Genomic DNA, 25,778 nt, shown 5'->3' on the forward strand with positions numbered 1-25,778 from the left:
AATTAATTTACACTAACAAACAATAAAAGTATGCCGTAGGGTATGATTTTTATTAATTTAAAAGAAAATATTCTTTAAATATATTGTTGAAATGTTAGAACTGTGAGCTCAGTAAGATAATTCAAAGCAATCAACCTACGTTACGATTGCCATTTGTAACTTAGGTTGCGTTCCTCATTACAGGCGCATTTGCAAGCTTTTATTTTGTTCGTTTTGATAAAACTTGAGTATTTTACCTACTGTGAGTTTGTCTCTATCAGTCATATTATTCCAACTAATAATTTGCTCAACGCTTACCTTGTAAGATCTAGCGATACTCCATAAGGTATCGCCGTATTGAACAGTATGCAAAGCTTGAGGAGTGACACTGGAAGCTGCAGTGATTAACTGCGGTTGAACTGATGTATTTTCAGTCTTTTTGCGAATTATTTTCTTCGCCGTAGATTGCGAACCAGCAAATTCTACATCTAAAATTTCCTTCGATGCCGTATGCGGCATATATAAAAATTGACCCGCTGTAATTTTATCTCCATCAATATTATTCATGGCTTTAATTTTATCGACATTGGTTTGATGACGTTGTGCGATAACCGTAATATTATCACCGTGTTGAATTTGATATTTGTACCATTTTATCCGTTCGTTAACGTCAGTATTGGCTAACGCCAGCTTAAACTTATGGGCTTTACTCACAGGTATCACCAACTGATGCGGCTCTTGTGGTGATGTGGTCCAGCGGTTAAAACCAGGATTTAATTTTTGTAAACGTGTAACAGGTATTTTCGCCAGCTTTGCCGCAACAGCTAAATCAATTTGGCTACCAACATCAATCACTTCAATACAAGGTATATTGGGTATAGGTTTCAGATTAATACCGTATGCTTGCGCATTTTTTATTACATCGGCAATGGCCAGTAATTGAGGCACATATTGCTTGGTTTCTGTTGGTAAATTTAACGCCCAAAAATCAGTGCTTAAGCCACGTTCTTGGTTGTACTTAATCGCCTGATTTAGTTGACCTTCACCGGCATTATAGGCTGCTAAGGCATAAAGCCAGTTGTTGGTTTTTTGATATAAATACTCAAGCATGTCTAAGGCTGCAGAGGTTGCTGCGGGCACATCTTTACGGCCGTCATACCACCAATTCATATTTAAGCCAAAATGGCTGGCCATAGGCAACGTAAATTGCCACAAACCCGAAGCGTCAGCTTTTGAATATGCCAAAGGGTTAAACGAACTTTCAACAATGGGTAACAAGGCGATTTCTATCGGTAAATCTCGATGTTCAAACTCTTCAACAATTAAATATAAAAACGGTCTAGCGCGCTGCGATATTTTTTCAAGATGCTCAGGGTGTTGAATAAACCAGTCACGGTATTTGTTCACCAAAAATTCATCAGGTATGGGCATATTCATTTGCATACGGATCCGCTCCCAAACATCATCAGCTTGCTTACTTTGCAGTCTGACCAATGCTCTCGGGACGTTAATCGATTTTGAGTTGACTTTGTTGTTTACTAACTGTGTTGCTTGGACATCACTTAAAGGGGCAGTTTGGCATCCTGTTAACAACATAACACTGACAGCAATAAAAATGATGGTTGATTTCAATTCAAGTTAACCCTTAGCTATCACACAGGTAAATCGTTTATATACTAATATTTCGCATTGTAATTGAGTTATAAAACGCTTTCCATCGCTTTGTTTACCCCAAATAAAGTCAATCAATTGGGCGCGATACAACCTTAATTAAATCAATTTATCAGCTTGTGTATGGTCAAACTCTTTTAAGGTTTTTCTTGCTAAATATCTAAACGGTAATGCTTTTACTGCTTCTTCAAATGGCATGACAGCAAAAGCCCAAAAAATAGATGCGTCAAAATATAAAATAAGCACCCCACAAAGCGGAATAGAGATTAGCCATTGGCCAGTAAAATTAATTTTGAAAACCGCTGTCGTTTTGCCTAATGCACGCAATATATGACCATGGACTGTGTTATAACCCCGTATAAACGGCAACAATATATAGAGCGGAGCAATGGTGGTGAGGGCTAAATAGGTTTCGGGATCTAATCCAGGATAAATGTCTGCAATAACAAAACTTAACCCCCAAAATAATCCACAAGAACACACAGATAACACCACCGCCATAATAATACTAATATCAACATCGGCTGTTAAATTGTCGAGTTTTTTAGACCCTATAGCCTGGCTAATTGTAATGGCAGAGGCATGAGCCCATGAAGTAATAAACTGTGTCCCCCCCTTATCCACGGCATTAAAACAGTGATCGCAGCATAGGCATTAATTGAAAGTTGTGAATACAATAATTGATAAATTGTCGCGCCAATCGATAACATCGTTACGTTTGCCGCCACAGGAAAGATCTCAATAAAGTGTAATTTCATGTTGTTTACAAACACACTAAATTGACTGGTAAAACTCAGTGTTAATTCAGCTTTGTATTTTAAACAGGCTGAAAGAAATACCATTCGTAAACTAATCGCTATGACACTGCCTATTGCAGCACCAATGACCCCGAGGCCTTGCCACTCGTTAAATCCGTGGATTAATAAATATGACGCAATGGCATTGATGGGTAACTCAATCAAATAGCTTTTAAATGGTGTTTTACTGCTGCCTATCGCGTTAAACATGGCGGTGATCACTTGAGTGATTGCGGTGAATAACACAAGGTATTTGGCAATGTCTAGGTAAGCGCCAATTTCAATATATAAGGTTTTATTGTCGGTTAGCCAGCGTATTAAGTCTGTATCAAACCAGGACAGTAACAACCAAAAGCCCATCGCGACACTGAGATTAATTAACATACCTGACCAATAAGCATTGGACAGTTTAGATGGGCTACCAGATCCAACCGCGCGACTCATGACCAATTGGGTACCATTAGCCAACGCCATTTGAATCCCAAGAATAAACGATACTATGGTTGTCGCAATCCCCATTGCGGCTAATGATACTTCACCTAGTGGGCTCACCAGCAAAGTATCAATCATTAACATAGATTGCATCAACAACGCATTAAGGGCTAATGGCCAACCTAAGGCGATGTTTTTTCTTATATAATTATTTGATATAAATTTATATAACACTGTTTATCCTGGATAACATCATATAAAAAAATGGCTTTTACTCGGTACAAGCGTAACGACAATCGGTGAGCAATAAATGACAGACCTAATTTGTATAATGTAGGCTGAATAATTTAATGCCGACAACCCACTCAATAGTCTATTAATCAATAACTTTAATAGAGAATGTCAATGAAAAGGTATTGAGCACTTAGGGGGCGCTAACGTTATGTAGGGGAACATCAATCACAATAATCTGATTTAGGAACATACAAAGCGACAACAAAACATTAAATCATACAATACGATGTATTAATGGTATCAAATGCCGGTTTACCTGTCGATAAAACAGTCTACTATTTGACTGCGGAAATAATCCATCAACTTTCTACATTCATCACATAAAAGCTTATGTTAGGTGATGGTACCTTACTTAACATGACGATTTATATGAATGTCGTTCATATATTATTGTTACTGCAATCGCTAATAAATTGTATTTTTATAGACAAAACAATCAAAACCATATTTCTATGTTCCCTGTGTTTGGTGATGCCCATGATTAAGTGTATAGTTGTACTTAAATAGTATTAATACAAAGTTGAGAGTGTTATGGAAGGTGGTTTCGAGTCTATTGCAGGTTCAAAACGTAGCTTACATGTGCAAGTTGCTCGTGAAATTGCAAGAAAGATCTTGTCAGGTCAATTACCACAAAATTCAATCATTCCAAATGAACTTGAATTATGTGAGCAGTTTGGTGTCAGCCGTACAGCACTGCGTGAAGCCGTTAAGCTATTAACGTCTAAAGGTTTATTAAAGTCTCGACCGAAAGTGGGCACTAAAGTTGTTGAGCGTGCTTACTGGAACTTCTTAGATTCACAATTGATTGAATGGATGGATGGTATTTCGGACAATGACGAATTTTGTTCGCAATTTCTTGGTTTACGTAATGCTATTGAACCAGAAGCCTGTGCCCTCGCCGCGCGTAATGCCACCGTTGAACAACGAATGAAACTGTCTAAAATATTTGAACAAATGTGCGACATCGCAAAAGCTGATGTATTTGATCAAGCAAAGTGAATCTCGGTTGATACCCAATTTCATAGTTTAATTTTCAACTCTACAGGCAATGTATTTTATCTGCCATTTGGTAATATTTTAACGACTATGTTTGCTAATTTTATACATCATTCATCCACAGATGGCAGCACCTGTATTGAAGAGCATCGTCAAATTTACAGTGCCATTATGGCGGGTAATAGTGACAAAGCACGTTTAGCCTCGTCGACGCATTTACAAGCAGTTAAAAGCAAATTACCAATATAATTAATATTTAAAAAACATATTGTCACCTTATTATTTAGTATCGGTATGTTTTTATCAATTTGCCCAGCGGCGAGTACATTAATTGTAACTAATCAATCAAACACATCACTGTGATAGCCTGCTAATTATAACGTTAGGATAGATTGACAATTAACCTATCAAGAGACTTTTTATGCCACAGTCACTTTTACCTAATATTTCGCTTTTTATTAGCCAAATCGATCCTTTTGATAAAATTGAAACTGAAAAATTAAGAGAGCTCTGTACTCATGTAAAAATTAGCTATCTCGCAAAAGGCGAAACAGTAGATTTAGCTGAAAATGACAAAGAAACCTCGTTATACATTGTTCGCACAGGGTCAATGGAACAACGTAAAACCAATGGTGTATTAAGAGCGCGTTTAGAGCCAGAAGATTTATTTGGTTTTACTTTTCTTAATGCCGCCGTTGGTGATGATGAAGGTTATTACGCCACCGCAATTGAAAACACCCTGCTTTATTTAATCCCACACTCTGCATTACAGACCTTGTTCAAACAATCGCCACATATTGCTGAGCATTTTGCCTCGCAAGCACAGGTTCGTTTAAAGTCAGCACTTGATGTCGTTTGGTCCAATAAAGAAAAAGGCCTATTTTTACGCCGTGTGGGTGATATTGCCACAGGGCGAATAGCCATTGTGACTGCAGATATGAGCATTCAACAAGTCGCTCATGAAATGCGTAATGTACTGCGAACCTCCTGCGCGGTCATTTATAAAGACAACCACATTGTAGGTCTTATTACCGACAGAGACATGACCAAGCGTGTCATTGCCGACGGAGTTGACGCAAACAGCCCAATTGAAGATGTGATGACGTTATCGCCATATATTATCAAGCCAGACGATTTAGTATTACATGCCGCGTCATTGATGATGCAGCATAACATTCGTAATCTACCTGTTGTAAAAGACAATAAAGTCATTGGACTGCTTACCACTACACACCTGGTTCAAAACCACCGAATGCAAGCCATATTCTTGATTGATAAGATCAAATATGCTGGTAGCACTTCGGTATTAGCCAGTTTTACCCCTGAGCGACAAGCCATTTTTGAAGCGTTGGTTGAAGGAAAAGTCGCCCCAGAAACGATTGGTAAAGTGATGACCATGATTATGGACGCATATACCAAACGGTTAATTCAAATTGCTATTGATAAATTAGGCCCACCGCCCTGTGATTTTGCATGGATAGTGGCCGGCTCTCATGCACGCAACGAAGTGCATATGTTATCGGATCAAGATAGCGCTATCGTGCTGGCAGATAATGCCACAGACAATGACAAAATCTACTTTAAACATTTAGCTAATCTGGTCACTCATGGTTTAGCAAGCTGTCATTACCCTCTTTGTTCAGGTCACTACATGGGCTCCACATCCAAATGGTGTCAGCCGGTATCGATTTGGAAAGCGTATTATAAAAAGTGGGTAGCAAACCCAGAATACGAATGTTTACTCAATATCAGTGTTTTCCTTGAAATTCGTACCATATTTGGCAATGCCGATTTTGAAACAGAACTGCGCGATGCCTTACATCAAAACATTAACAGTAATCGAGAATTTTTAAGTTCACTGGTTAAAGACGCAATCAATACTAATCCGCCATTGGGGATTTTTAATAAATTGGTTTTGGAAAAGTCTGGTGAAAACAAAAAAACACTAGATGTTAAAAAATACGCCATTAACTTAATCATCGACCTTGCTCGAATTTACGGGCTAGCAGTTGAATGTGATTTGTCAGCAACCGATGAGCGTTTTAAAGCCGCTAACGAAAAAGGCATACTCAGTGATGACTCGTTTAAAAATATCATCGGCGCGTACAAATTCATTTTATCGTTTAGGTTTAATCATCAATTAGTGGCGTTAAAACAAGGCGAAGAGCCCAATAACAACATTAATCCTGACCATTTTGGTAGCTTTGAGCGTAAACATCTAAAAGATGCGTTTAGAATTATTGCTGACTTACAAGAGGCGGCAAAAGTCAGGTTTGGGAGTCGTTAATGAAATCAATTATTCATTATTTTCATCCCTTAATGCGTATCATGCGCGAACGCCAGCAATTTTTGCTCAAGCAAAACATTCCCGACTTTATTAATGACAATTTACTGGAAACACTGCCTACCCTAAATGACACAGCAGAATCGTTCGACTACCTGGTGCTCGACTTTGAAACCACAGGACTAGATGTCGACAATGATTTAATCTTATCGATTGGTTGGGTTGAAATCATTAACTCGCACATTGATTTAGCATCATGCAAACATCACTACATCAATTCAAAATCACAAATTAAGCCCGTTACGGCTGTAATTAATCACATTACCCCACAAATGCTTGACGAAGGCGAGTCTATCCATGAGGCAATCAAAGCATTATTTACCGCCTCTAAAGGAAAAATTTTAGTGGCACACGGCTGCTTAGTTGAAGCGCATTTTCTACAAAAATACCTGGAGCGAAATTTTAATCTTTCGGCATTACCACTGCTGTGGGTTGACACCTTAAGTATTGAAAAGCACATGGCGGTTGCGGTTAACAATCCTGACTTAGACCTGACTCTTGCCAGCACTCGTGAACGCTATAATTTACCGGAGTACAATAGCCACAATGCATTAGCTGACGCGGTATCGACCGCTGAGTTATTGTTAGCCCAACAAAAAAAGTTGCAACCTCATCATAAAATTCGCTTTGGTCAATTGTATAAAATGAGTCAGTAAAGATACCTATGAAGCAACGTAGTTCAACAATGCAGGCATTGGCTAAGCGTAATTAATGTAAATGGTAACCAGTAGGTACGAGCGAAATAAATTCTTTATTTTATGAGTCATCCGCTCTTTATTGGTGATGTTCACCGCGATAAAAACTACAAGACCCGAAACGACACTAGCGTTGTCTCATAGGGGATCATATCGCAACATTGATTAACATCTGACTTCATCTGATTTAACATCAAATCATGAGTGATAAAATCATCGCTTGGTGACTCAATGGCTTTTATATCATCTGCTTGTAATTCAAATGCGCGTTGTAAACGTCCTAAAAAACTGTGGTGTTGTGCACTAGTATGCTTAATGTCTTTATCGAGCTGAATGTCGATATCCCACTCAGCAAATGCCATTTGAATTTTTTGTTCAAAATGATGTTGCATCAACACCTTATTTCCACCTGCGTTAGCTAAATTGTCAGCATTAAACTCATGGGTTATCACCAGTTCAAATTGAGCAAGTATGTGTAACACGTCAACAGTAGTCATCAGGTTATCCTATTCATTTATCTGTTTAGCGTTTGTATTTTTAACTCGCTGTACATTGATATTTTTGCTGCATGTGTTTAACCGATAGCGCAACAATTTGCGTTAATACACTAAGATTTACATCCGATAGTTTACTGATATACAGACACGATTTACCCAATTTGTGCTTACCAAGCTGAGCCAGTAAATCGTGATACTCATCAAACCCAGGCATGATATAAACGACCGTATTTTGTTTGCGCGGCGAGAAAGCAATAACTGCGGAGTCACCCTCACGACCACTGTCATATTGATAATGATAGTGACCAAAACCAATAATACTGCCCATTAAAAAGGGCTGATAACCCGTTATACGCTCAAGCAGTGATAGCAAATTATGCGCATCTTGCTGACGAGCTTTATTATCTATCTTTGATATAAACAGCTGAATATCATTCATTTCAAAATCCTTTTACAGCTAATAATGTAATGATTTCCGATTTATCGGAAAATATTTGAGCCCGTATAACAATCAACGGTCAGAAGACAATTGCATACCCAGCAAGTGGCGAATCAATGTGTAAACGCCAACAAAAAAGGTTGAACATCATGCTCAACCTTTTTAGGCGAACAAAGCATTTGGCTTTAGATTAACGCAAAAGCGCCCTGCCATTGATAAGTTTGACCATTAAACTCAACACTATGCAGACCTTCTAGGGCATCACCACAGAGGTTTGAAATCGCGATGGTGTAACAGTTACCACTCGTGGTACTGATGTTAATCACGGTAGCACTGTCATTGTGGCCAACCACGTCCACCTTGTTAACCAGGCCGCGCGCGCCAACAGAGGCTTCGATCGACTCATTAAAATAGCCATGTGTTTCTAATACTGAGGCAAATACATGATTTTGACCAGATTGGCGTAAAATAAACGCCGGTTCGCTGCGAAGATTAAAGTCTGGGTCATTCGCGCCGGTACGTGCAAAGATCACTTTACTGTCTGGTGCCGCACTCGACACTAAACTGTAATAGCTATTGCCGTGCAGCCAGCTGAGTAAGCTGCTACCGCTGACATTACCTGAGCCAACATTCCATAAATGTTGGTAACCGTTGTCGGCGCCCAATGGCTTTAACCTTGACTCGGTTTGATAATCAAAGTCAGTGCGGATTATTTGCCCAGAATAATGCACAGGTAAATCGTATTGATGTGGTTGATCTGCCGTAATACGGTAAACATCAATCACTAACGGTTTTTCAAATTCTGCGAGCTCAGCAATAATAATGCTACGCTGCATGTCTGTGCCATCGTAATAACCTGATATACGGCCGCTCATCCCTTGTAAACTTGAGTCATCTGCCTTAAAAAAGTGTTTTTGGCCAAACTTAGATTCAGCTAGGGCGGTATCAAAATTGTTTTGCGTTTTTTGGTCAACAGTCACCGTATTATGGGCAACGGTTTGCTTACAATAAGATTTGTTTTCAGGAATGTAACGCCCACCAAATTTAGGCTCAACATTTACCCAACGGCCAAAACCATAGTCGTGTAATACTTCTTGGCCTCGGTTAAACACACTTAAATGCAGGCCGTCGTAATGGCCGTGGTCAAGCGCAGAATGGTATTGATGATCGCTACCATGTTGGCCAAACCAGATCAGTGCCATGGTATCGTCATTTTTAGCATCGCGATGACGCAAAATGCCCACGCCACCCTTTTCACCTTCTGGCTCGTCTGTTACAAACAAGCTGCCCCAGCTAAAAGGTTTAATGTTATGGGTGTTTTTCACGGCGTTAGATAAGGTTAACCCAGAAATATGTACCCACACATCTTGTTGATGATTAGCCATACTCAATAGGGTGTCATTTTGCTCATAACGGTGATAGCACACGCTGGTGGCCATGATCACACCTTCATCATTAATACTGATGGTTTTAGATGAGTCATTTAACGCAGGCAAGGTACCGTCAGGAAACGCCGTCGACATTACCGCATAAGAGGTGGTTTTAATCACTGAGTTGTTAAATTGGTAAATGCCAATTTCGGGTTGGCGACGCTCAATGGCTTCGGCAAATAAATATATCGGCCGTAGCGAAAAGCGGTGATAATACGGCTCTTCCATGTAATAGCCGTCTGGCGAAAACAATTGATCTAGCTGCGCTAAAAATCCGCCACTAACTTTATCTAACTTAAGTCCATACAGTGCTTTGTCCACTGATGCTTGATCGTTTATCGCATAACCACAAATACCCACAGCAGCCACTGCCCACAAGCCATGATTATGAATAATATCAAAATCATGCGCATAGGTAACAACAAACATCTCAATCATTTGTTTAAGTAAGTTGTCTTCAATATGACGTTTTTGAGATTCATCTAAGGTGTGATAAATACAGCTATACGCGCACGAGGCATAGAGCATCCACATGTTTTCATTGAGTGTTTGGTGAAACAACTTACCTGGTGGATTACTGTCACGGCTGACATTACTTTCCAATGTTGGATACACAGTGGCATAAGCAGTTAACATATCCACAATGTAATTGCGGTATTTATCTTCTTGAGTAATTAAAAATAACCGGCCAGCTAAATCCATGTGAATGTAATTTTGCTTATGGCGGTTATGTTCGTAACCGCCACCTTCACCATGACCAGGCACTTCAATACCAACAGATGTTATATAGTCGTCAGTTTGTGCGATGTCACGGGTTAACGCTTTACCTAGTAGTGTTTGGCTGTTGAGCGACAGTCTTAGCTGAGCGGCTTCATCAAAATTTAACAGTAAAGGTTGGTAACTCATGTTTATTTCTCCTGCTTAATGGCAGTAATATCGACAGCGTAAGAGCCAGTCCATTGATAGTTTATCTGATTAAAAGTCACACTGTGTTGACTTGTTGCTGTGGTTAATTGATTACAAACCATAAGAATAATAAGCGAGTTACTGGTGAATATTTGCACCACCGAACCGACATCGTTGTGACCTAATACTTTGATGGAAGACACTTTACCGCGAGCGTTTACCGACTGCTCAAACTCTTCATTAAAATATCCGTGAGTTTCAAGCGCTGATGCTAACAAGGTTGTTTTACCTGCAGTGCGATAAATAAATGCCGGTTCGCTACGTAAATTGAAACTTGGGTCATTGGCACCTGTGCGAGTAAAAAACACTTCACTTGAGTCATTACTGCTGGTGCCAAGCCATGTGTAATAGGTGTTGTTTTGTAACCAACTGACTAAAGCGGTCTCACTCGGTTTACCGCTGGCGATATTCCACAAATGTTGGTAGCCATTGTCAGCACCTAACGTAGACACTTCTTGATGGCTTTGATAATCAAAATTGGTGCGAACAATTTGCCCTTGATATTGATGAGAATAGTCATATTGATGCTCACTCTCGCCCGCTACACGATATAAATCGATTAATAGAGGCGATTCAAGCTCATCTAGCGCCAACATAAACACGCTACGTTGCATCGATAAACCATCATAATGTTGGTTCGCAAAAGCACTCATGCCGCTATTCACATCGCTGTCGACACTAAAAAAGTGTGGCATGCCGTGTACACTGTCGGCTCGGGCGACGTCAAAGTTGTTTTGGCACTTTCCATCAACGGTAACAGCATTATGTGCAATCGTTTGCCGTGCATAAGATTTGTTTTCGTCAAGATAACGGCCGCCAAATTTTGGCTCAACATTAACCCAACGGGCAAAACCATATTCACGCAGTACTTCCTGACCACGGTTGAAGAAACTGATCCCTAAGGTGTCAAAATTACCGTGCCCCATACCGTGCTGGCCATAATTCATCACCAGTTGCGACACATCACCTTTTTTATCCTGCATGCGGATAAAACCTTGTGCGCCATGGGTACCATCAGAGCCTTCGTTTAACTCTACACTTGGCCAAAATGGCATGCCAACACTGGCCTTTTGTTCTGCTTGTTCAAGTGCACGCGACAACACTAATCCACATGGATGCATCCAAACTCTGTCTTGAATTTTAGCCATGCCTAATAAGTTATCGTCAACACCATAATGTTTGCTATACACACTCACCGCCACTTGTACGCCCATGTCAGTAATCGACATAGTTCGTGACGCATCATTGAGTGCAGGAAATTCACCATTAGGATACGCAGTCGACAATAACGCGTTCACTGTATTACCAATCACTTTGTCTTTGTAGTTGTATATATCTACTTCAGGCATATGGCGATTGAGCACTTCAGCAAATAAACAGGTTGGACGTATGGCGTAGCGATGATAATAAGGCTCTTCCATGTAATAACCAGATGGTGCAAACAATTGCGAAATTTGCGCAAGAAAACCACCGCTGTCATTACGCTCGATGCCGTAAACCGCCATATTTAAATATTCTCGCTTACCGATTGCTAAGCCACAAATGCCTACCGCAGCAACGGCTACAAATACCGTGATTATGGATACGGTCAAAGTCATGGGCATATTTAACCGTAAACATCTCTAACATAGGCTCAAAGAGTTGGTTTTTAATGTGCTCTTGCTGCGCATCAGTCATCACCTCGGCCACACATGAATAAGCCAAACTGGTATACAGTAACCAGCAATGTTCATTCAAAATTTGATGAAATAAACGTCCTGTGGGATTAGTGTTTTTTTGCACATGAAAATCGAAGGTTAAATATTTATCTGCATACTCTTCTAATAAACTAATCACAAAATCCGCATATTGCTGTTGGCGTGTGATTTGAAATAAACGACCTGCTAAATTCATATAAGTGTAGTTTTGCTTATGACGATTATGCTCGTAACCACCCGCTTCACCGTGACCAGGTACATCTATAGTCAATGCCATAAAGTCTTCTAGGTCTTTAGTGTGTGCAGTAATGGTTTTACCCATCAAGCTAGTTCGTCCCAACTCTTTTGCAAGCTCAGCGACTTCTTCTTGCGTCAGTAAAATGGGGGAAGTTTTGGTCATAATCTTTACCCTATGGCTAGTCGTAATCTTTCTAATAATGCTCAAAATCTGTATTACAATATTGTCATACAAATCCACGCATTAACAATGCTTTTTGATATATTTGTAGTCAAAAATGTCAATCAATTGAAAATAATTGTCTTTTCACAAAAATAAATAATACAACAAACCATTGTTTGTTAACGTATAAAAATCGTTATTACCGATATTTGTAACATTGGTAAGATCTAATTGTATTACAATATGTATTTAATGTTTATTATTTGTATAATAATGACCATATTGAATGCTGTAGGAGAAAGCGCATGAACACATTTTTTAAAGCTGATGACCACCCATGGGAAGTGTTAGGTGATGGCATTAAACGTAAAATAGTTGGTTATACCGACGAGCTCATGGCCGTACATTTAAATTTTGACAAAGGCGCGATTGGTTATCCTCACTCACATGAAATCCATGATCAAATAGGCTATGTCATTAGCGGTAGTTTCGAAGCAGAAGTTGATGGCCAAAAACAAGTACTCAAAGCTGGCGATGCTTATATTGCCCGTAAACACCTTATGCACGGCGCGGTGGCATTAGAACAAGACAGTATCTTACTGGATATGTTCTCTCCTGTTCGTCAAGACTTTTTAAAGTAATACCAGAATAATTATAAGGTAACAGCATGAAACCATTGAAAATAGCAATTATTGGCGAATGTATGGTTGAGCTACAAAAAAAGATGATCGGACTGAAACAATCGTTTGGTGGCGATACCTTAAACACGGCTTTATATCTATCTCGTTTAACTCATAACACCTACATCACCACAAGCTATGTTACTGCGCTAGGTCGTGACCCTTTCAGTGAGCAAATGTTAGCGGCTTGGCAAGCTGAAGGAATTGATACTAGTTTGGTGTTGCAGTTAGACCACAAAATGCCTGGCTTGTATTACATCGAAACCGACAACAGCGGTGAGCGTAGTTTTCATTATTGGCGTAACGACTCAGCAGCTAAATATTTGTTTGACCAACCTCAATCTGCCGAACTTTGTGAGCACCTGCTCAGTTACGATTATCTGTTAATTACTGGTATTACCCTGGCAATATTAACTGAGTCAGGCAGAAGCACATTATTTTCGTTACTCAGTGAATTTAAGCGCCGTGGCGGTAAAGTGATTTTTGATAATAATTACCGCCCCAAATTGTGGTCAAACCCACAACAAACAATGGATGAATACGCTAAAGCATTAGCCTTAACAGATATTGCCATACTCACCTTTGATGACGAAATCCAATTGTACGGTGATACAGAAGTTACACAATGCATTAGCCGTACACAAACAGCAGGCGTAACAGAACTCATCATTAAACGAGGTGCTGAAGATTGTATCGTGATTGATAACAATGACACTCATTATGTTGCCGCCACACTGATTTCAAACATTATTGACACCACCGCAGCTGGCGATTCATTTAATGCCGGCTTTTTAGCTAAACGTTTACATCAAGGCAGCGCGGCAGAGTCTGCAGCAGCAGGCCACTGTATGGCCAGTACCGTGATTCAATATCCTGGCGCAATTATTCCAGCTGTCGCGATGCCAGATATTCCACTTTAAGGACTAAAAAACAACATGACCACAATGAACGAATTATTAGCTAAGCATAAATTAATCCCGGTAATTGCCATCAACAAGACTTCGGATGCTGTGCCATTAGCACAAGTATTAATAGACAATGGTATGCCAAGTGCTGAAGTGACTTTTAGAACAGAATGTGCAGCCGATGCCATTAGAGCCATGCGTGGTGCATTTCCGAGTATGTTTATTGGTGCAGGTACTATTTTAACCACCGAACAAGCCGATCAAGCAATCGACGCTGGGGTCGACTTTATCGTCAGTCCAGGATTTAACCCTCGTGTTGTTCAGCATTGTCTAGATAAAGGTATGCCGATTATTCCAGGTGTAAATAATCCAAGTTTGGTTGAACAAGCCATGGAGATGGGATTAAAAACATTAAAGTTTTTTCCTGCTGAGCCCTCTGGTGGCGTTAACATGCTCAAAGCATTGACGGCCGTTTATCCCGTTAAGTTTATGCCTACCGGTGGTGTTAACCCTGACAATATTGACACTTATCTCAACATACCTGCAGTCCTTGCATGTGGTGGTACCTGGATGGTTCCCACTTCATTGATTGATTCAGGGCAATGGGATGAAATTGGCCGTTTAGTCAGTGTCGCCGTCACAAATATTAATCAATAAAAGACATCATATGACCCAGAGAAGGTCATTTTTCGCGGTTAACATTGTTAACACAAACATAGAGTTATTATTATCGAGGCTAAATCATGACTATTGATATGCTTGTCGTACTTGCCTATTTTTTCTTCTTAATTGCCATTGGGTGGATGTTTAGAAAATTCACTACATCTACCAGTGATTACTTTAGAGGTGGCGGCAAAATGTTGTGGTGGATGGTTAGAGCCACCGCATTCATGACTCAGTTTAGCGCATGGACCTTTACCGGTGCTGCGGGTCGGGCTTTTTCTGATGGGTTTGTCGTTGTTGTGTTGTTTTTAGCCAATGCCTTTGGCTATTTAATGAATTATCTCTACTTCGCACCTAGGTTTAGACAACTTAGAGTCGTCACCGCGATTGAAGCGATCCGCCAACGTTTTGGTAAAACATCAGAGCAGTTTTTTACCTGGGCGGGCATGCCTGACTCATTAATTTCTGCAGGTATATGGCTTAATGGTTTAGCGATTTTTGTATCGGCTGTGTTTGATATCCCAATGGAAACCACCATCATAGTGACCGGTACAGTACTGGTTATTATGTCTGTCACGGGTGGGTCTTGGGCGGTTGTCGCCTCTGATTTCATGCAAATGATTGTCATTATGGCCGTGACCATTACCTGTGCAATAGCAGCTTATTTTTATGGTGGTGGAATCGGCAATATCATCGACAAATTCCACGGTAACTTTATGTTGGGCAATGACTTAAATTACGTCAGCATATTTGTACTCTGGGTAGTGTTTATTTTTGTTAAGCAATTTGGCGTAATGAACAACAGCATTAATGCTTATCGTTATTTATGTGCCAAAGACAGTGAAAATGCCAAAAAGGCCGCTGCCCTCGCCTGCATATTAATGGTTGTTGTGCCCATTAATTTGGTTTTTACCGCCTTGGTATGTAAGCGCATTTATGCCTGAATTTGCCTTACAATATGCTTCAATGGGCGACAAGGCAGGCGATGCAGCCTATTTAGCCTTTGTACAAGAAGTGATGCCAGCCGGTATGGTCGGCTTGTTAATGTCGGCCATGTTTGCCGCCACCATGTCGTCAATGGACTCAGGCTTAAACCGTAATGCAGGCATCTTTGTCTGTAACTTCTATTCACCGATATTACGCGAACATGCCTCGCAAAAAGAGTTAGTCACCGTGAGTAAAATCACCACTGTCATCATGGGCGTTATCATGATTTTGATTGGCTTGTTTATCAACTCTCTTAGTCACTTAAGCTTGTTCGATATTGTATTAAACGTTGGAGCATTAATCGGCTTCCCGATGTTAATTCCGGTATTACTTGGCATGTGGATCCGTAACACACCAGACTGGTCTGGTTGGACAACCTTAATTGTGGGTGGTTTTGTGTCTTACGTCTTTGGTATTGCGCTAACAGCTGGACAATTTGAAGCGATATTAGGTTTAGAAACGCCACTTACCGATCGTGAATGGTCTGACTTAAAGATTGGCCTAAGCTTAGCGGCACACGTTATCTTTACTGGTGGTTTCTTCTTTACGACCATGCTGTTTTATAAAGGCTTAACCCCTGAACGAGAAAAAGAAGTCGACCAACTGTTTATTAACTGGAATACCCCAGTTATAGCAGACAGTGAAGATCAGCAAACCCTAGACACTAAACAGCGTTCAATGCTCGGTAACCTCATTACCGTTGCAGGTTTTGGTGTGTTGATTATGGCGTTAATCCCTAATGAACCTACAGGTCGATTAATGTTCTTACTTTGTGGTTCGATTGTGTTAATTGTTGGTGTTTTACTGGTTTATGCTGCACGTTCTGGCAATGGAAGCGTTAAAAAATCTGTGGTACAAAACGCGTAGATGACTTTGGCATAGCATCATATAAAAAGGCCTTATAGAAATATAAGGCCTTTGCATTTGAATGACATAATTTTCAGCGGTTAACTAATATAAGTTTGGCCGCGTAAATAATGAAATGCCGTAGTGCTAACACGCCGGTTAAGCTGCAACATGCAACGGTTAACATCATTGCCTTTGTATGACGTGCCTTTGATGGCAAGAACATTGATAGGATTGGAATACAAAAACCAATACCAACCACACCATACCAAAATACACTCGCCCAAATATCCTGTGTTAACGACGCTAACGCTTGTGCCGCTGCTCCGCCGGTAAAATACAATGAGGTAAATAGCATCACCAAAAACATCATTTCGGTAATGATGACCGGTAAATCTAGGCCATGTAATTGACTCACATCATCGTCATGTGATGTGCTGTTAAAGCAGGTTAAAGCTACAATTAAGTTACCTGCAGCACCAGCAGACAAACCAGATGCTAAAAACAAGGCTGGTAAAATAGCCGTATTTAACATTGGGTATGCATTCATTGCCGAAATTAAGAAACCAGTATAAGCGCCCACGCCCACAGCCAAGACAAACAATAGAATTTCAATCATTGTTCTAAATGGCATTAGCATGTGACTAATTGGCACTAAAAAGCCTAACTTCCACTTAGGCAGCTCATCACGCAATACAATCAATGAATAAGCAATGCCTAAAGGTGAGTAAGCCAGTAATGCCGCCACACCTATCGCCATAACAGAATCAAAATTGTAATTAATCAAAATCAACCAAAAGTGAAAGGGTTTGGTTAAATCAAATACTAAACAGGCTAAACCTAACGTTATTGCCACGGGTCCAATAATGGCCGAGGCTTTTAAAATCGCACTTTCAATCTGTTTATCTTTGCTATACCAACGCATACCAATACCAATCAGTACGCTACCTGCCGATAACCCAGCCATAAATAAGTAAACCGCAATTATCCAGTTCCACACAACAGGATCGTATTGCGCCATATCGCCCCAGATATTGTTCATGATTGAATCCCTCCACGTTTAGTCGGAACACGGTAAACCCTAGGTTTGGTACCTAAATGGGTTTTATCTTGATAGGTTATTTTAGTATTGAGTAACTTAGCCACTTCGCTAGTACTGTCGTTAGCATCGCCAAAATACAATGCATCAGTTGGACACACCGTGACACATGCTGGTTGCTCACCTCTTGCTAAACGGGTGTCTTTACAGAAATTACACTTATCAGCCGCTTTGGTTATTGGGTTTATAAAGCGGACTTTATAAGGACACGCCGCCACACAATACATACAGCCGATACACTTATCGTTATGGATTGACACTAAGCCATTTTCATCTATGTAGGCTGCACCTGTTGGACACACAGTGACACAGGGAGCATCTTCACATTGCTGACACGACACTCTATGGTATTTAAAATGTAAATCAGGTGCTTCACCAAAAGGACCTTCAACTCGTACTTGTAAGCGAGTGACCCCTTCAGGCACATCATTTTCACTTCGACAGGCTACATTACACGCTTGGCAGCCGATGCATTTGTTTTCGTCATGCACCATGACATATCGTTTATTCATAGGAGACTCCAAATCAATTAATTACCGGCTAAATTTTTGCCAACTTAACGCCTGTTGTGTGTAAGTTCATGCCACAAATGGGCGCGACGACATTAGGTAACAGATTGCCACAATGGATACCCTTACCCGTTGCACGAACCAGCTCTTTGTTTTTTGAACCAAAGCCCATGTAAGCAAATACGGTGTCTTGACGAATACCCGGCGTGACTAATGCTGTGCCCTCTTCGCTGCCGACGCTGCTGGTTAATTGAACGGCATCACCACTGTGAATATTTAAACGACCTGCGGTAATGGGATGGATCCAAATAGCATTACTGGACATTAAGTTAGACAGTAATGGAACGTTGTGGGTTGCCCCATTGGTATGGACTGCGACTTTACCTTGGATAAAATACAGTTCGTCAGCTTGTTTAAGCTGCACAGGGCGATGCTTAATCACACCTCTGCCAGGCGCCATGTCTTCAACTTGCGCTGAAGTAAGTTCTATTTTCCCACTGGGAGTCTTAAACTTCATTGCTGTAGCAAAAGTGCCGTCATGATCTACGTGTCTTGCATTTGCATAGGCATCAACAAACTCTTTAACCATACTCGGTTCACGTAGCATTAAAGGCTTACCATAACTGACGTAGCCTAGTTTTTTGATGTGTTTTAATAAATTGTGATCACGATTAACTTGCATTAGTTGCAAGGTTTCAATGTTTTCCCATGGGTAATATTGCTCTAAGCCTAATGCCTCCCCGAGATCTTTAAATATTTGCCAACTTGGACGTGTTTCACCAATCGTTTCCACTGCACGTTGACGCACATAATATGCTGGATTTTTTCCTGATTTATCGAAAATTTCTTCATCACGTTCAAGATAAGTAGACTCAGGCAAAATGATGTCGGCATAGGCGGCCGTTTCACTAATATACAAATCACAACAAACCACTAACTCAAGCGCCTTAAGAGATTGCTCCACTTTGGATCGATCTGTCAGCGTCTGCATAGGATTGGTACGGCTCATTATCCATGCTTTTAATTGATAGGGTTTAGCGTCTAAAGAGGCGTCGATAATACTTTGATATATTCCACCTGAAGACCACATTAATTTAAATTGTTTATCTACTTGATCAATGCGTTTAGCGGTAATTTGGGGCATATCTTTAACACCCGGTTTCGCTAATTCTGGAGCCACTTGCTCGCCAGCTAACTTGTTATAGCTTGATGCCTTCTTGCCCATGTAAATGCCACCTTTGCGTTCAATATTTCCTATTAAAATATTGGCAGCATAAATAGCACGACGCATATCAAATTCTTCGGGGGTGAACGTTGCACGATGACCAAAATCGACCACGGCATGAGGTGCATGGCTTGCATACTCGTGAGCAATTCGACGAATTGCTGAAGCTGACACATCAGAAACTGACTCTGCCCATTCAGGGGTATATTGTTTCACCTCTGCAGCAAACTCATCAAAACCCACTACAAACTGTTCAATAAACAGCTTGTCATAGAGGTTGTCATTTATCAGTACATGACAAATAGCTAATGCAACAGACACATCAGTACCAGGGCGGATGGCATGCCATTCATCGGCTTTATCTGCGACAACAGAAAAGCGAGGTTCAAATACAACTAACTTAGCCCCTTTATCCATCTGTGCTTGCATCATGCCTCTGGTTTCAGACATGTTAATGCCTTCATAAATATTATGACCAAAGTTAATAATGTATTTAGAGTTACCTAAATCTCGCTTCATTTTGGTGCCGAACATGGCTTTTGCCGCTATCACATAGCCACCGGGACACGTTGAAGCATGCGTAAATGTATTTGGCGTACCCAACGCTTTAGCTAAATGAAATACATGACCGTCTAATGAGCCAGATTTAGATGAAAATGCGATTGATTCTGCACCGTGTTGTTGTTTAATTGCAGTCAATTTTTGTGCAATGAATTGATACGCTTCATCCCAACTAATTTCAGCCCATTTACCCTCACCGCGCTCTCCAACACGTTTTAATGGCTTAACTAAACGCTGTGGATCATAAAGCAAGCTGTGACCAGCACCGCCTCGAGCACACACTTTGCCGCCAAATGATTTAGCTTCTTTATTGCCGCTAATAAATACATTTTTACCCTCCACTATACGTGCCTTGATCGGGCAACGGGTGGAACACATTTCACAAATACTGGCCACTTCAGAAGACACCCCTTTTAGAGGTTGTTTTTCTATTGCAGCAAGTGAACCTGGTAAAATACTCGCAAGCGCACAAGTCGCGCCACTGGCACCTGCACCTTGTAAAAAATGACGCCGATTTAACTGGATCATGATTGCCCCCTTCACCTTGGCGAAACATAACGCTATTACGGTTAACGTAGATTTAATGGCGCTTAATGAATCAACATCACACTAAGCGTCATCCCTAAGCGCATTGTTAAACCTTATTGAAATCATGGGTATTGTGGTAAACCACAATGAAGGAAATCATTTGATAAACATCACGGTTTAAGTGCTCAAAACACAAAATTAGATGTATTTAGGATCACTAAGATAAGATATTTCGGGAATGCTAACGGGGATATCGATTAACACCCTGCAACCAGATTTTGTCGGTGCGTCTGGGTCTTCGGCACAAGTTGATAAGTTGAGGTCACCGCCAAATTGCATAATGACATCTTTGCAAATAGCAAGTCCAAGCCCTAAGCCATTTGGTTTAGTCGTAAAAAATGTCGATTTAAAATCTTCATTAACACAGCTCAAACCAATGCCATTGTCATAAAATTTTAACTGTAAATGACCATTTACCACCCTTAGGTCAATTAAGATTTGCTTAGAACTTAGCTGCGCACAGCTTGTGTCAGTCAGTGCATCAATGGCATTTTTTAATATGTTTATTACGACCTGACAAAAACCCACTTTATCGCCTTTTAATTTCAGTTCACTGCAGTGGAATTTGCTTGTCACTTCAATCTTGTTCGTTTCAAAATCATGAGCTAATAATTCTATGCACAGGGAAATTTGTTCACACACATCAAAATCAATGCTTTGTGTGTCTTTTCGTTGCAGTAACGTTCTTATTCGATGGACAATTTCACCTGCACGGTTTGATTGGCGCAATATTTTACCGAGTAATTTGTATTGCGTTGAGTCTTCACCATAGTGTTTAGCCTGTTCAATCATACCGCCTTCGCTGTATTGAGTAATGGCCGCAATGGGTTGATTAAGCTCATGGGCTAAACCTGCGCCTATCTCGCCTAAAATGGCCGCACTTTGTAAACGTTCTAATTGCAATGCTTTGGTTTTTAACTGACGCTCAGCAGCCAGCAAATTATCACTCTTTTTCATAAAACGGTATTCAAGCCACACATGATACATTGTTGCTAACATAAACAATCCGATGAAACCAAAACCCCATTTTTGATTTAATTTCATCCATTGCCAAACTTGCAAATAAAGAGGTTCATTCGTAGCGTATAACTCTAACTCTTTATACAGTTTGATGACTTGAAATTGACTTATTGGAGCTGCCCAGCCACGATTTTGCCCAATGACGGAAATAGGATCAGTTTCACTAATAGCAAACAAAGCACGAGTAATGTTTGTTCTAACTTTTAACGGAACATCGTCAGAAGAGGCAAAAGACCAATTAGGGTATAACGGAGTACTTACTGCACAATCATAACCTTCTGGAGTGATATCATTGATTACGCGATAATTCTCAGCATTGATGTAACCTTGTTCTACCATTTGTTCAAATGTACAAAATGGCGTAATGGCAATATCAGCCGTTTTATCTCGCACCTGGTAAATTATCGGCTCAAGTGGAAAACCAAGAAAAGACACATTATCGAAAAAGTTTTGGGTAGGATAACCCATAGAGTGGATTAACCCCATCGCAGCTTGATAGCCGCCAAGTGCGTTAGGATCGCTCGCAACAGCAGTTTGACCAGCTAAGTCTTCAATAGACTTGATTGGACTATCTTGCCTAACAATAATGGTGGCACCAATAGCAAAGGTATTACCGCCATGTTTATCACTTTTCATGGTGGCGAGCCACGAAATTGGGAAATCTCCGCTCATATTAAAATAATGACCAGGATTGGTGACCACAAATTGCACCTGGCCATTAATTAACTGTTGATTCATATTAGTAAAATCAAGCGGAACAACTTCAAAACTAGCAGAAGGCACTATTGAGGTAAGGTAATCCATCAGCGGTTGCCAACGCGCTATACTTTTGGCCACGCCATAATTAGCCAGCACCGCCACACGATAATGTACAACATCGTTATCTTGTACGATGGTCGTTCGATTTAATGTCGGTTTTGCAACAACAGTCGATAACAGCGTCAATGAAGTTAACAAAATCAATAGTAATGTGATAACTAGACGCATTTATGGCTCATCACTGTTTACAGGAAATAAGAAACAATTAAATGTATTTTAAAACACTATTTAAGCTAATAAAGTTGCATGTCGCACAAAAAACAAGTAAAAATTTGCTCAATAGTGAGTAATGATTAAACTAGTAGCAACCATTCAAGCTTGTGATTAATATGCCAAATATTCAACGCCTCTACATGGTCGATGACGACTTAGCCATCCTTGATTCAATGCAATTTATGTTGTTGCAATACGGTTATGACTTACAGATATTTGAGAGTGCCGAAGACTTTTTAGAAAAGATAGACATATCGCTTGCAGCTTGTTTAATTGTAGACAGTAATATGCCAGATATTACTGGACAGCAATTGCAGCAAAAACTGGTTACAGCCCAAAGCCCAATTGGCATAATATTTCTCACCGGTCATGGCGATCTGCCCATGGCCGTTAATGCGTTTAGGCAAGGCGCATGTGATTTTTTTCAAAAACCGGTCAAAGGTACCGAGCTGGTTAAAGCAATAGACAAAGCATTGGCAACCAGTGCATACGAGTTTGAAACGATTGAATTAAAAAAGCGCTATAACACACTCACAGAAAGAGAAAATCAAGTTTTACATCTGTTAATTGAGGGTAAAACCAACAAACAGATGGCAGATTCCCTTTTTGTTTCACTACGCACCATAGAAGTTCACCGAGCCAACATTATTAAAAAGTTGCAAGTACACAATGCTGCTGAACTTGCTAAATTTAGCCCTTTACTTGCACAATCATAGTACCGCACATTATCGCGGCTATTTACTACTGTTTATTCAAATCTCATGCACCAAAGGCTTGTCTTTATTTGTATCAAGAGCCCAAAACCTCGCACAAATTCTGCATTTAAGTTTGTATTCATAAAGTTTTGCTTATATTTACTCACAATTACAACATTGACAATTTTTGTCAGTCTTAGATTATGGTAATGCAAACAACCATTGGATTATAAAGAAGGAAAAACGATTACAATGAAAAAGTCCTTGATCTCTATCGCGTTAACCAGCGCCTTATTAACGGCCTGTGCCAACGACAACCCCAATACCACAACAGAAGTGACCGCCCCCGTTGCGGAGCCAGCCTCAGATAAAGCTGAATTAGGTAGTTTTGGTGTCGACTTAACTGCACGTAATGAAGCGGTTAAACCTGGTGATGACTTCTTTATGTATTCAAGTGGTAATTGGTACGACAATTTTGAAATGCCTGCAGATAAAACCCGTTATGGCGCATTTACCGCCTTAGCCGAGCGTAGTGAAGTACAAGTTAAAGCCATTATTGATGATATTGCCAGCCGCAAAAATTTATCTGCTGATGAGCAACTGATTGCTGATTTTTATCATGCCTATATGGACACCGACACCATTAATAAGCAAGGCATCAGTGCGATTCAACCTACACTCGATCAAATCTCAGCCATCAACAATACCGATGAGTTAACAGGCGTATTCGGCCAAGCATGGCTCACGGGTGCATCATCTCCTATCGGTGGTGGTATGTGGTTTAACCGTATTGACCCTGATCAATATGAATTAACCATTGGCGCTGGTGGTTTAGGCTTGCCAGACCGTTCATATTATTTAGAAGACACTGAGCGTTTTATTTCTATCCGTGAAGCTTATGTCGAACACATTGCGAAAATGCTGCAATTTGCAGGCATACAAGATGGTAAGCAACGCGCTAAAGCGATATTAGCCTTAGAAACTCAAATTGCTGAAGGCCAGTGGCCACGAGAAAAACGTCGTAACCGTGACTTAACCTTAAACCAAATTAACCGCAGCGATTTAGCTAAAACCTATCCTGGATTTAACTGGGATATATTCTTTGAGCAAATGGGTTATAAAGTTCCGCAACTCAACATTGCTCAACCAGAACCGGTTAAAGCAATGATCAACCTGGTTAATACCGGCTCGCTTGATGTATGGAAAGATTACCTCACCTTCCACACCATTACTAATAACGCAGAATTACTGTCTGAAGACATCTTTAACACCAGCTTTGCGTTTTTTGGTAAAACGTTAAACGGTCAAGAAGAGCCTCGCCCGCGTTGGAAGCGTGCGGTTGAGCAAATGTCAGGCACTCAATCACTGGGGTTTGCGATTGGTAAAGTCTACGTTAAGCGCTATTTCCCTGAGTCATCTAAGCATCAAATGGCTGAGTTAGTTGAAAATCTTCGTACCGCATTAGGCCAACGTATTGATGGTTTAGATTGGATGGGCGAAGAAACTAAAGTGAATGCTCACGCTAAACTTGCCGCTTTTACTCCTAAAATTGGTTACCCAGATGTATGGCAAGAATACGATGGTTTACACCTTAAAAAGGATGATTTGCAGGGCAATATCAAGCAACTTCGTCAATTCTTCCGCAATGACAGTATCGCCAAAGAGCTTGAAAAAACAGATCGTAACCGTTGGGGCATGACACCACAGTACGTTAATGCGTATTACAACAGCTCATTTAATGAAATTGTCTTCCCGGCAGCCATTTTACAACCGCCATTTTTTGACCCAAATGCCGATCCAGCAGTCAATTACGGCAGCATTGGCGCGGTAATTGGTCATGAAATGGGACACGGTTTTGATGACCAAGGATCAAAGTCTGATGCCAATGGTATTCAGCGTAACTGGTGGACCGATGCTGACCGAGCCGCGTTTGAAGCGAAAGCCGATATGCTTGCGCAGCAATACAGTCAGTACGAACCCATCCCAGAAAACTTTGTGAATGGCCGTAACAGCCTTGGCGAAAACATTGGAGATGTGGGTGGTTTATCGATGGCCTACCACGCTTATAAGTTAAGCCTTAATGGCAAAGAAGCCCCCATCATCGACGGCACCACTGGCGATCAACGCTTCTTTTTAGCATGGGCACAGGTATGGAAAGAAAAACGCACTGAACAAAGCATGCTAAGTCAATTACGCGCAGGGACTCATGCTCCAGGTCGTTACCGTGCACTTGCACCACGTAATCACGATGCCTGGTACAAAGCGTTTGATGTAAAGCCCGGTGATAAGCTGTATTTACCAGAAGATCAACGCGTGCGTATTTGGTAATCA

The 25,778-nt window shown here is 40.6% G+C and carries 21 protein-coding genes and 1 pseudogene; 10 read left to right on the forward strand and 12 right to left on the reverse strand.

The genetic code is table 11. The features are described 5' to 3' along the window. Window positions 1–177: 177 nt before the first annotated feature. The 3 genes from N4T56_RS09290 to N4T56_RS09300 form a co-directional block, all read right to left on the reverse strand. Complete coding sequence (locus N4T56_RS09290; RefSeq protein ID WP_261733026.1) at window positions 178–1,611, reverse strand: LysM peptidoglycan-binding domain-containing protein; 1,434 nt, start codon at window positions 1,609–1,611, stop codon at window positions 178–180. 138 nt (window positions 1,612–1,749) lie between these two features. After that, entirely contained in the window at window positions 1,750–2,274 is a 525-nt protein-coding gene (locus tag N4T56_RS09295; RefSeq protein ID WP_261733027.1) for an MATE family efflux transporter, read from the reverse strand. Then, entirely contained in the window at window positions 2,202–3,113 is a 912-nt protein-coding gene (locus tag N4T56_RS09300; RefSeq protein WP_261733028.1) for an MATE family efflux transporter, read from the reverse strand. The genes N4T56_RS09295 and N4T56_RS09300 overlap by 73 nt, the downstream gene beginning before the upstream one ends. 591 nt (window positions 3,114–3,704) lie before the next feature. Between N4T56_RS09300 and N4T56_RS09305 the strand changes: the two are divergent. The 3 genes and pseudogenes from N4T56_RS09305 (at window position 3,705) to N4T56_RS09320 (ending at window position 7,169) form a co-directional block, all read left to right on the forward strand. After that, a pseudogene (locus N4T56_RS09305) lies at window positions 3,705–4,418 on the forward strand (FadR/GntR family transcriptional regulator). A 172-nt stretch (window positions 4,419–4,590) separates the two neighbouring features. Next, window positions 4,591–6,456: a putative nucleotidyltransferase substrate binding domain-containing protein gene (locus N4T56_RS09315; RefSeq protein WP_261733030.1), complete on the forward strand. Its 1,866-nt coding sequence runs from the start codon at window positions 4,591–4,593 to the stop codon at window positions 6,454–6,456. Continuing rightward, the gene (locus N4T56_RS09320) at window positions 6,456–7,169 is read left to right on the forward strand and encodes a 3'-5' exonuclease (protein ID WP_261733031.1); all 714 of its coding nucleotides are present in this window, start codon (window positions 6,456–6,458) and stop codon (window positions 7,167–7,169) included. The genes N4T56_RS09315 and N4T56_RS09320 overlap by 1 nt, the downstream gene beginning before the upstream one ends. Window positions 7,170–7,315: 146 nt before the next feature. Here the strand turns inward: N4T56_RS09320 and N4T56_RS09325 are convergent, their stop codons facing one another. From N4T56_RS09325 to N4T56_RS09345, 5 genes are all read right to left on the reverse strand, one after another. After that, the gene (locus N4T56_RS09325; protein WP_261733032.1) at window positions 7,316–7,705 is read right to left on the reverse strand and encodes a hypothetical protein; all 390 of its coding nucleotides are present in this window, start codon (window positions 7,703–7,705) and stop codon (window positions 7,316–7,318) included. 40 nt (window positions 7,706–7,745) lie between these two features. Next, window positions 7,746–8,144: a DUF1801 domain-containing protein gene (locus N4T56_RS09330; RefSeq protein ID WP_261733033.1), complete on the reverse strand. Its 399-nt coding sequence runs from the start codon at window positions 8,142–8,144 to the stop codon at window positions 7,746–7,748. 185 nt (window positions 8,145–8,329) lie between these two features. Continuing rightward, on the reverse strand, window positions 8,330–10,480 hold the full coding sequence (locus tag N4T56_RS09335) for a heparinase II/III domain-containing protein (protein WP_261733034.1): 2,151 nt from the start codon (window positions 10,478–10,480) through the stop codon (window positions 8,330–8,332). A gap of 2 nt (window positions 10,481–10,482) precedes the next feature. Then, window positions 10,483–12,138 (reverse strand): heparinase II/III-family protein, encoded by a 1,656-nt coding sequence (locus N4T56_RS09340; protein ID WP_261733035.1) that lies wholly within the window; start codon window positions 12,136–12,138, stop codon window positions 10,483–10,485. After that, entirely contained in the window at window positions 12,062–12,637 is a 576-nt protein-coding gene (locus N4T56_RS09345; protein ID WP_261733036.1) for an alginate lyase family protein, read from the reverse strand. Before N4T56_RS09345 ends, N4T56_RS09340 begins: the two co-directional genes overlap by 77 nt. A gap of 305 nt (window positions 12,638–12,942) precedes the next feature. Here N4T56_RS09345 and N4T56_RS09350 point away from each other — a divergent pair, with 305 nt between their 5' ends. The 5 genes from N4T56_RS09350 (at window position 12,943) to N4T56_RS09370 (ending at window position 16,739) form a co-directional block, all read left to right on the forward strand. Beyond that, window positions 12,943–13,278, forward strand: a complete 336-nt coding sequence (locus tag N4T56_RS09350; protein ID WP_261733037.1) for a cupin domain-containing protein — start codon at window positions 12,943–12,945, stop codon at window positions 13,276–13,278. 26 nt (window positions 13,279–13,304) lie between these two features. After that, window positions 13,305–14,237 (forward strand): 2-dehydro-3-deoxygluconokinase, encoded by a 933-nt coding sequence (locus N4T56_RS09355; RefSeq protein WP_261733038.1) that lies wholly within the window; start codon window positions 13,305–13,307, stop codon window positions 14,235–14,237. 15 nt (window positions 14,238–14,252) lie between these two features. Further along, on the forward strand, window positions 14,253–14,879 hold the full coding sequence (locus N4T56_RS09360) for a bifunctional 4-hydroxy-2-oxoglutarate aldolase/2-dehydro-3-deoxy-phosphogluconate aldolase (protein WP_261733039.1): 627 nt from the start codon (window positions 14,253–14,255) through the stop codon (window positions 14,877–14,879). Window positions 14,880–14,965: 86 nt separating this feature from the next. Continuing rightward, window positions 14,966–15,829 carry a sodium:solute symporter family transporter gene (locus N4T56_RS09365; RefSeq protein WP_261733040.1) on the forward strand — a complete coding sequence of 288 codons (864 nt, stop codon included), beginning with the start codon at window positions 14,966–14,968 and terminating at the stop codon, window positions 15,827–15,829. Further along, window positions 15,822–16,739, forward strand: a complete 918-nt coding sequence (locus tag N4T56_RS09370; RefSeq protein WP_261733041.1) for a sodium:solute symporter family transporter — start codon at window positions 15,822–15,824, stop codon at window positions 16,737–16,739. The genes N4T56_RS09365 and N4T56_RS09370 overlap by 8 nt, the downstream gene beginning before the upstream one ends. 73 nt (window positions 16,740–16,812) lie before the next feature. Here N4T56_RS09370 and nrfD read toward each other — a convergent pair whose 3' ends face one another. From nrfD to N4T56_RS09390, 4 genes are all read right to left on the reverse strand, one after another. After that, entirely contained in the window at window positions 16,813–17,760 is a 948-nt protein-coding gene (nrfD, locus tag N4T56_RS09375) for an NrfD/PsrC family molybdoenzyme membrane anchor subunit (RefSeq protein ID WP_261733042.1), read from the reverse strand. Continuing rightward, on the reverse strand, window positions 17,757–18,329 hold the full coding sequence (locus N4T56_RS09380; protein ID WP_261733043.1) for a 4Fe-4S dicluster domain-containing protein: 573 nt from the start codon (window positions 18,327–18,329) through the stop codon (window positions 17,757–17,759). The genes nrfD and N4T56_RS09380 overlap by 4 nt, the downstream gene beginning before the upstream one ends. A gap of 28 nt (window positions 18,330–18,357) precedes the next feature. Further along, window positions 18,358–20,640 (reverse strand): thiosulfate reductase PhsA, encoded by a 2,283-nt coding sequence (phsA, locus tag N4T56_RS09385; RefSeq protein ID WP_261733044.1) that lies wholly within the window; start codon window positions 20,638–20,640, stop codon window positions 18,358–18,360. Between the two features lie 198 nt (window positions 20,641–20,838). After that, the gene (locus N4T56_RS09390) at window positions 20,839–22,707 is read right to left on the reverse strand and encodes a sensor histidine kinase (protein WP_261733045.1); all 1,869 of its coding nucleotides are present in this window, start codon (window positions 22,705–22,707) and stop codon (window positions 20,839–20,841) included. Between the two features lie 161 nt (window positions 22,708–22,868). Between N4T56_RS09390 and N4T56_RS09395 the strand changes: the two genes are divergently transcribed. Together N4T56_RS09395 and N4T56_RS09400 are read left to right on the forward strand one after the other, a co-directional pair. Further along, complete coding sequence (locus tag N4T56_RS09395) at window positions 22,869–23,468, forward strand: response regulator transcription factor (RefSeq protein WP_261733046.1); 600 nt, start codon at window positions 22,869–22,871, stop codon at window positions 23,466–23,468. Window positions 23,469–23,699: 231 nt separating this feature from the next. Next, window positions 23,700–25,775: a M13 family metallopeptidase gene (locus tag N4T56_RS09400; protein WP_261733047.1), complete on the forward strand. Its 2,076-nt coding sequence runs from the start codon at window positions 23,700–23,702 to the stop codon at window positions 25,773–25,775. Window positions 25,776–25,778: the final 3 nt, after the last annotated feature.

Origin of the sequence: Shewanella phaeophyticola (assembly GCF_025398315.1) — a bacterium.
GTDB lineage: Bacteria > Pseudomonadota > Gammaproteobacteria > Enterobacterales > Shewanellaceae > Shewanella > Shewanella phaeophyticola.

Excerpts from the sequence above, each read along its gene's own strand:
- N4T56_RS09315 (WP_261733030.1), top strand. The coding sequence starts at position 4,591 with ATGCCACAGTCACTTTTACCTAATATTTCGCTTTTTATTAGCCAAATC.
- N4T56_RS09320 (WP_261733031.1), top strand. The coding sequence starts at position 6,456 with ATGAAATCAATTATTCATTATTTTCATCCCTTAATGCGTATCATGCGC.
- N4T56_RS09325 (WP_261733032.1), bottom strand. The coding sequence starts at position 7,705 with ATGACTACTGTTGACGTGTTACACATACTTGCTCAATTTGAACTGGTG.
- N4T56_RS09330 (WP_261733033.1), bottom strand. The coding sequence starts at position 8,144 with ATGAATGATATTCAGCTGTTTATATCAAAGATAGATAATAAAGCTCGT.
- N4T56_RS09335 (WP_261733034.1), bottom strand. The coding sequence starts at position 10,480 with ATGAGTTACCAACCTTTACTGTTAAATTTTGATGAAGCCGCTCAGCTA.
- N4T56_RS09340 (WP_261733035.1), bottom strand. The coding sequence starts at position 12,138 with ATGACTTTGACCGTATCCATAATCACGGTATTTGTAGCCGTTGCTGCG.
- N4T56_RS09345 (WP_261733036.1), bottom strand. The coding sequence starts at position 12,637 with ATGACCAAAACTTCCCCCATTTTACTGACGCAAGAAGAAGTCGCTGAG.
- N4T56_RS09350 (WP_261733037.1), top strand. The coding sequence starts at position 12,943 with ATGAACACATTTTTTAAAGCTGATGACCACCCATGGGAAGTGTTAGGT.
- N4T56_RS09355 (WP_261733038.1), top strand. The coding sequence starts at position 13,305 with ATGAAACCATTGAAAATAGCAATTATTGGCGAATGTATGGTTGAGCTA.
- N4T56_RS09360 (WP_261733039.1), top strand. The coding sequence starts at position 14,253 with ATGACCACAATGAACGAATTATTAGCTAAGCATAAATTAATCCCGGTA.
- N4T56_RS09365 (WP_261733040.1), top strand. The coding sequence starts at position 14,966 with ATGACTATTGATATGCTTGTCGTACTTGCCTATTTTTTCTTCTTAATT.
- N4T56_RS09370 (WP_261733041.1), top strand. The coding sequence starts at position 15,822 with ATGCCTGAATTTGCCTTACAATATGCTTCAATGGGCGACAAGGCAGGC.
- nrfD (WP_261733042.1), bottom strand. The coding sequence starts at position 17,760 with ATGAACAATATCTGGGGCGATATGGCGCAATACGATCCTGTTGTGTGG.
- N4T56_RS09380 (WP_261733043.1), bottom strand. The coding sequence starts at position 18,329 with ATGAATAAACGATATGTCATGGTGCATGACGAAAACAAATGCATCGGC.
- phsA (WP_261733044.1), bottom strand. The coding sequence starts at position 20,640 with ATGATCCAGTTAAATCGGCGTCATTTTTTACAAGGTGCAGGTGCCAGT.
- N4T56_RS09390 (WP_261733045.1), bottom strand. The coding sequence starts at position 22,707 with ATGCGTCTAGTTATCACATTACTATTGATTTTGTTAACTTCATTGACG.
- N4T56_RS09395 (WP_261733046.1), top strand. The coding sequence starts at position 22,869 with ATGCCAAATATTCAACGCCTCTACATGGTCGATGACGACTTAGCCATC.
- N4T56_RS09400 (WP_261733047.1), top strand. The coding sequence starts at position 23,700 with ATGAAAAAGTCCTTGATCTCTATCGCGTTAACCAGCGCCTTATTAACG.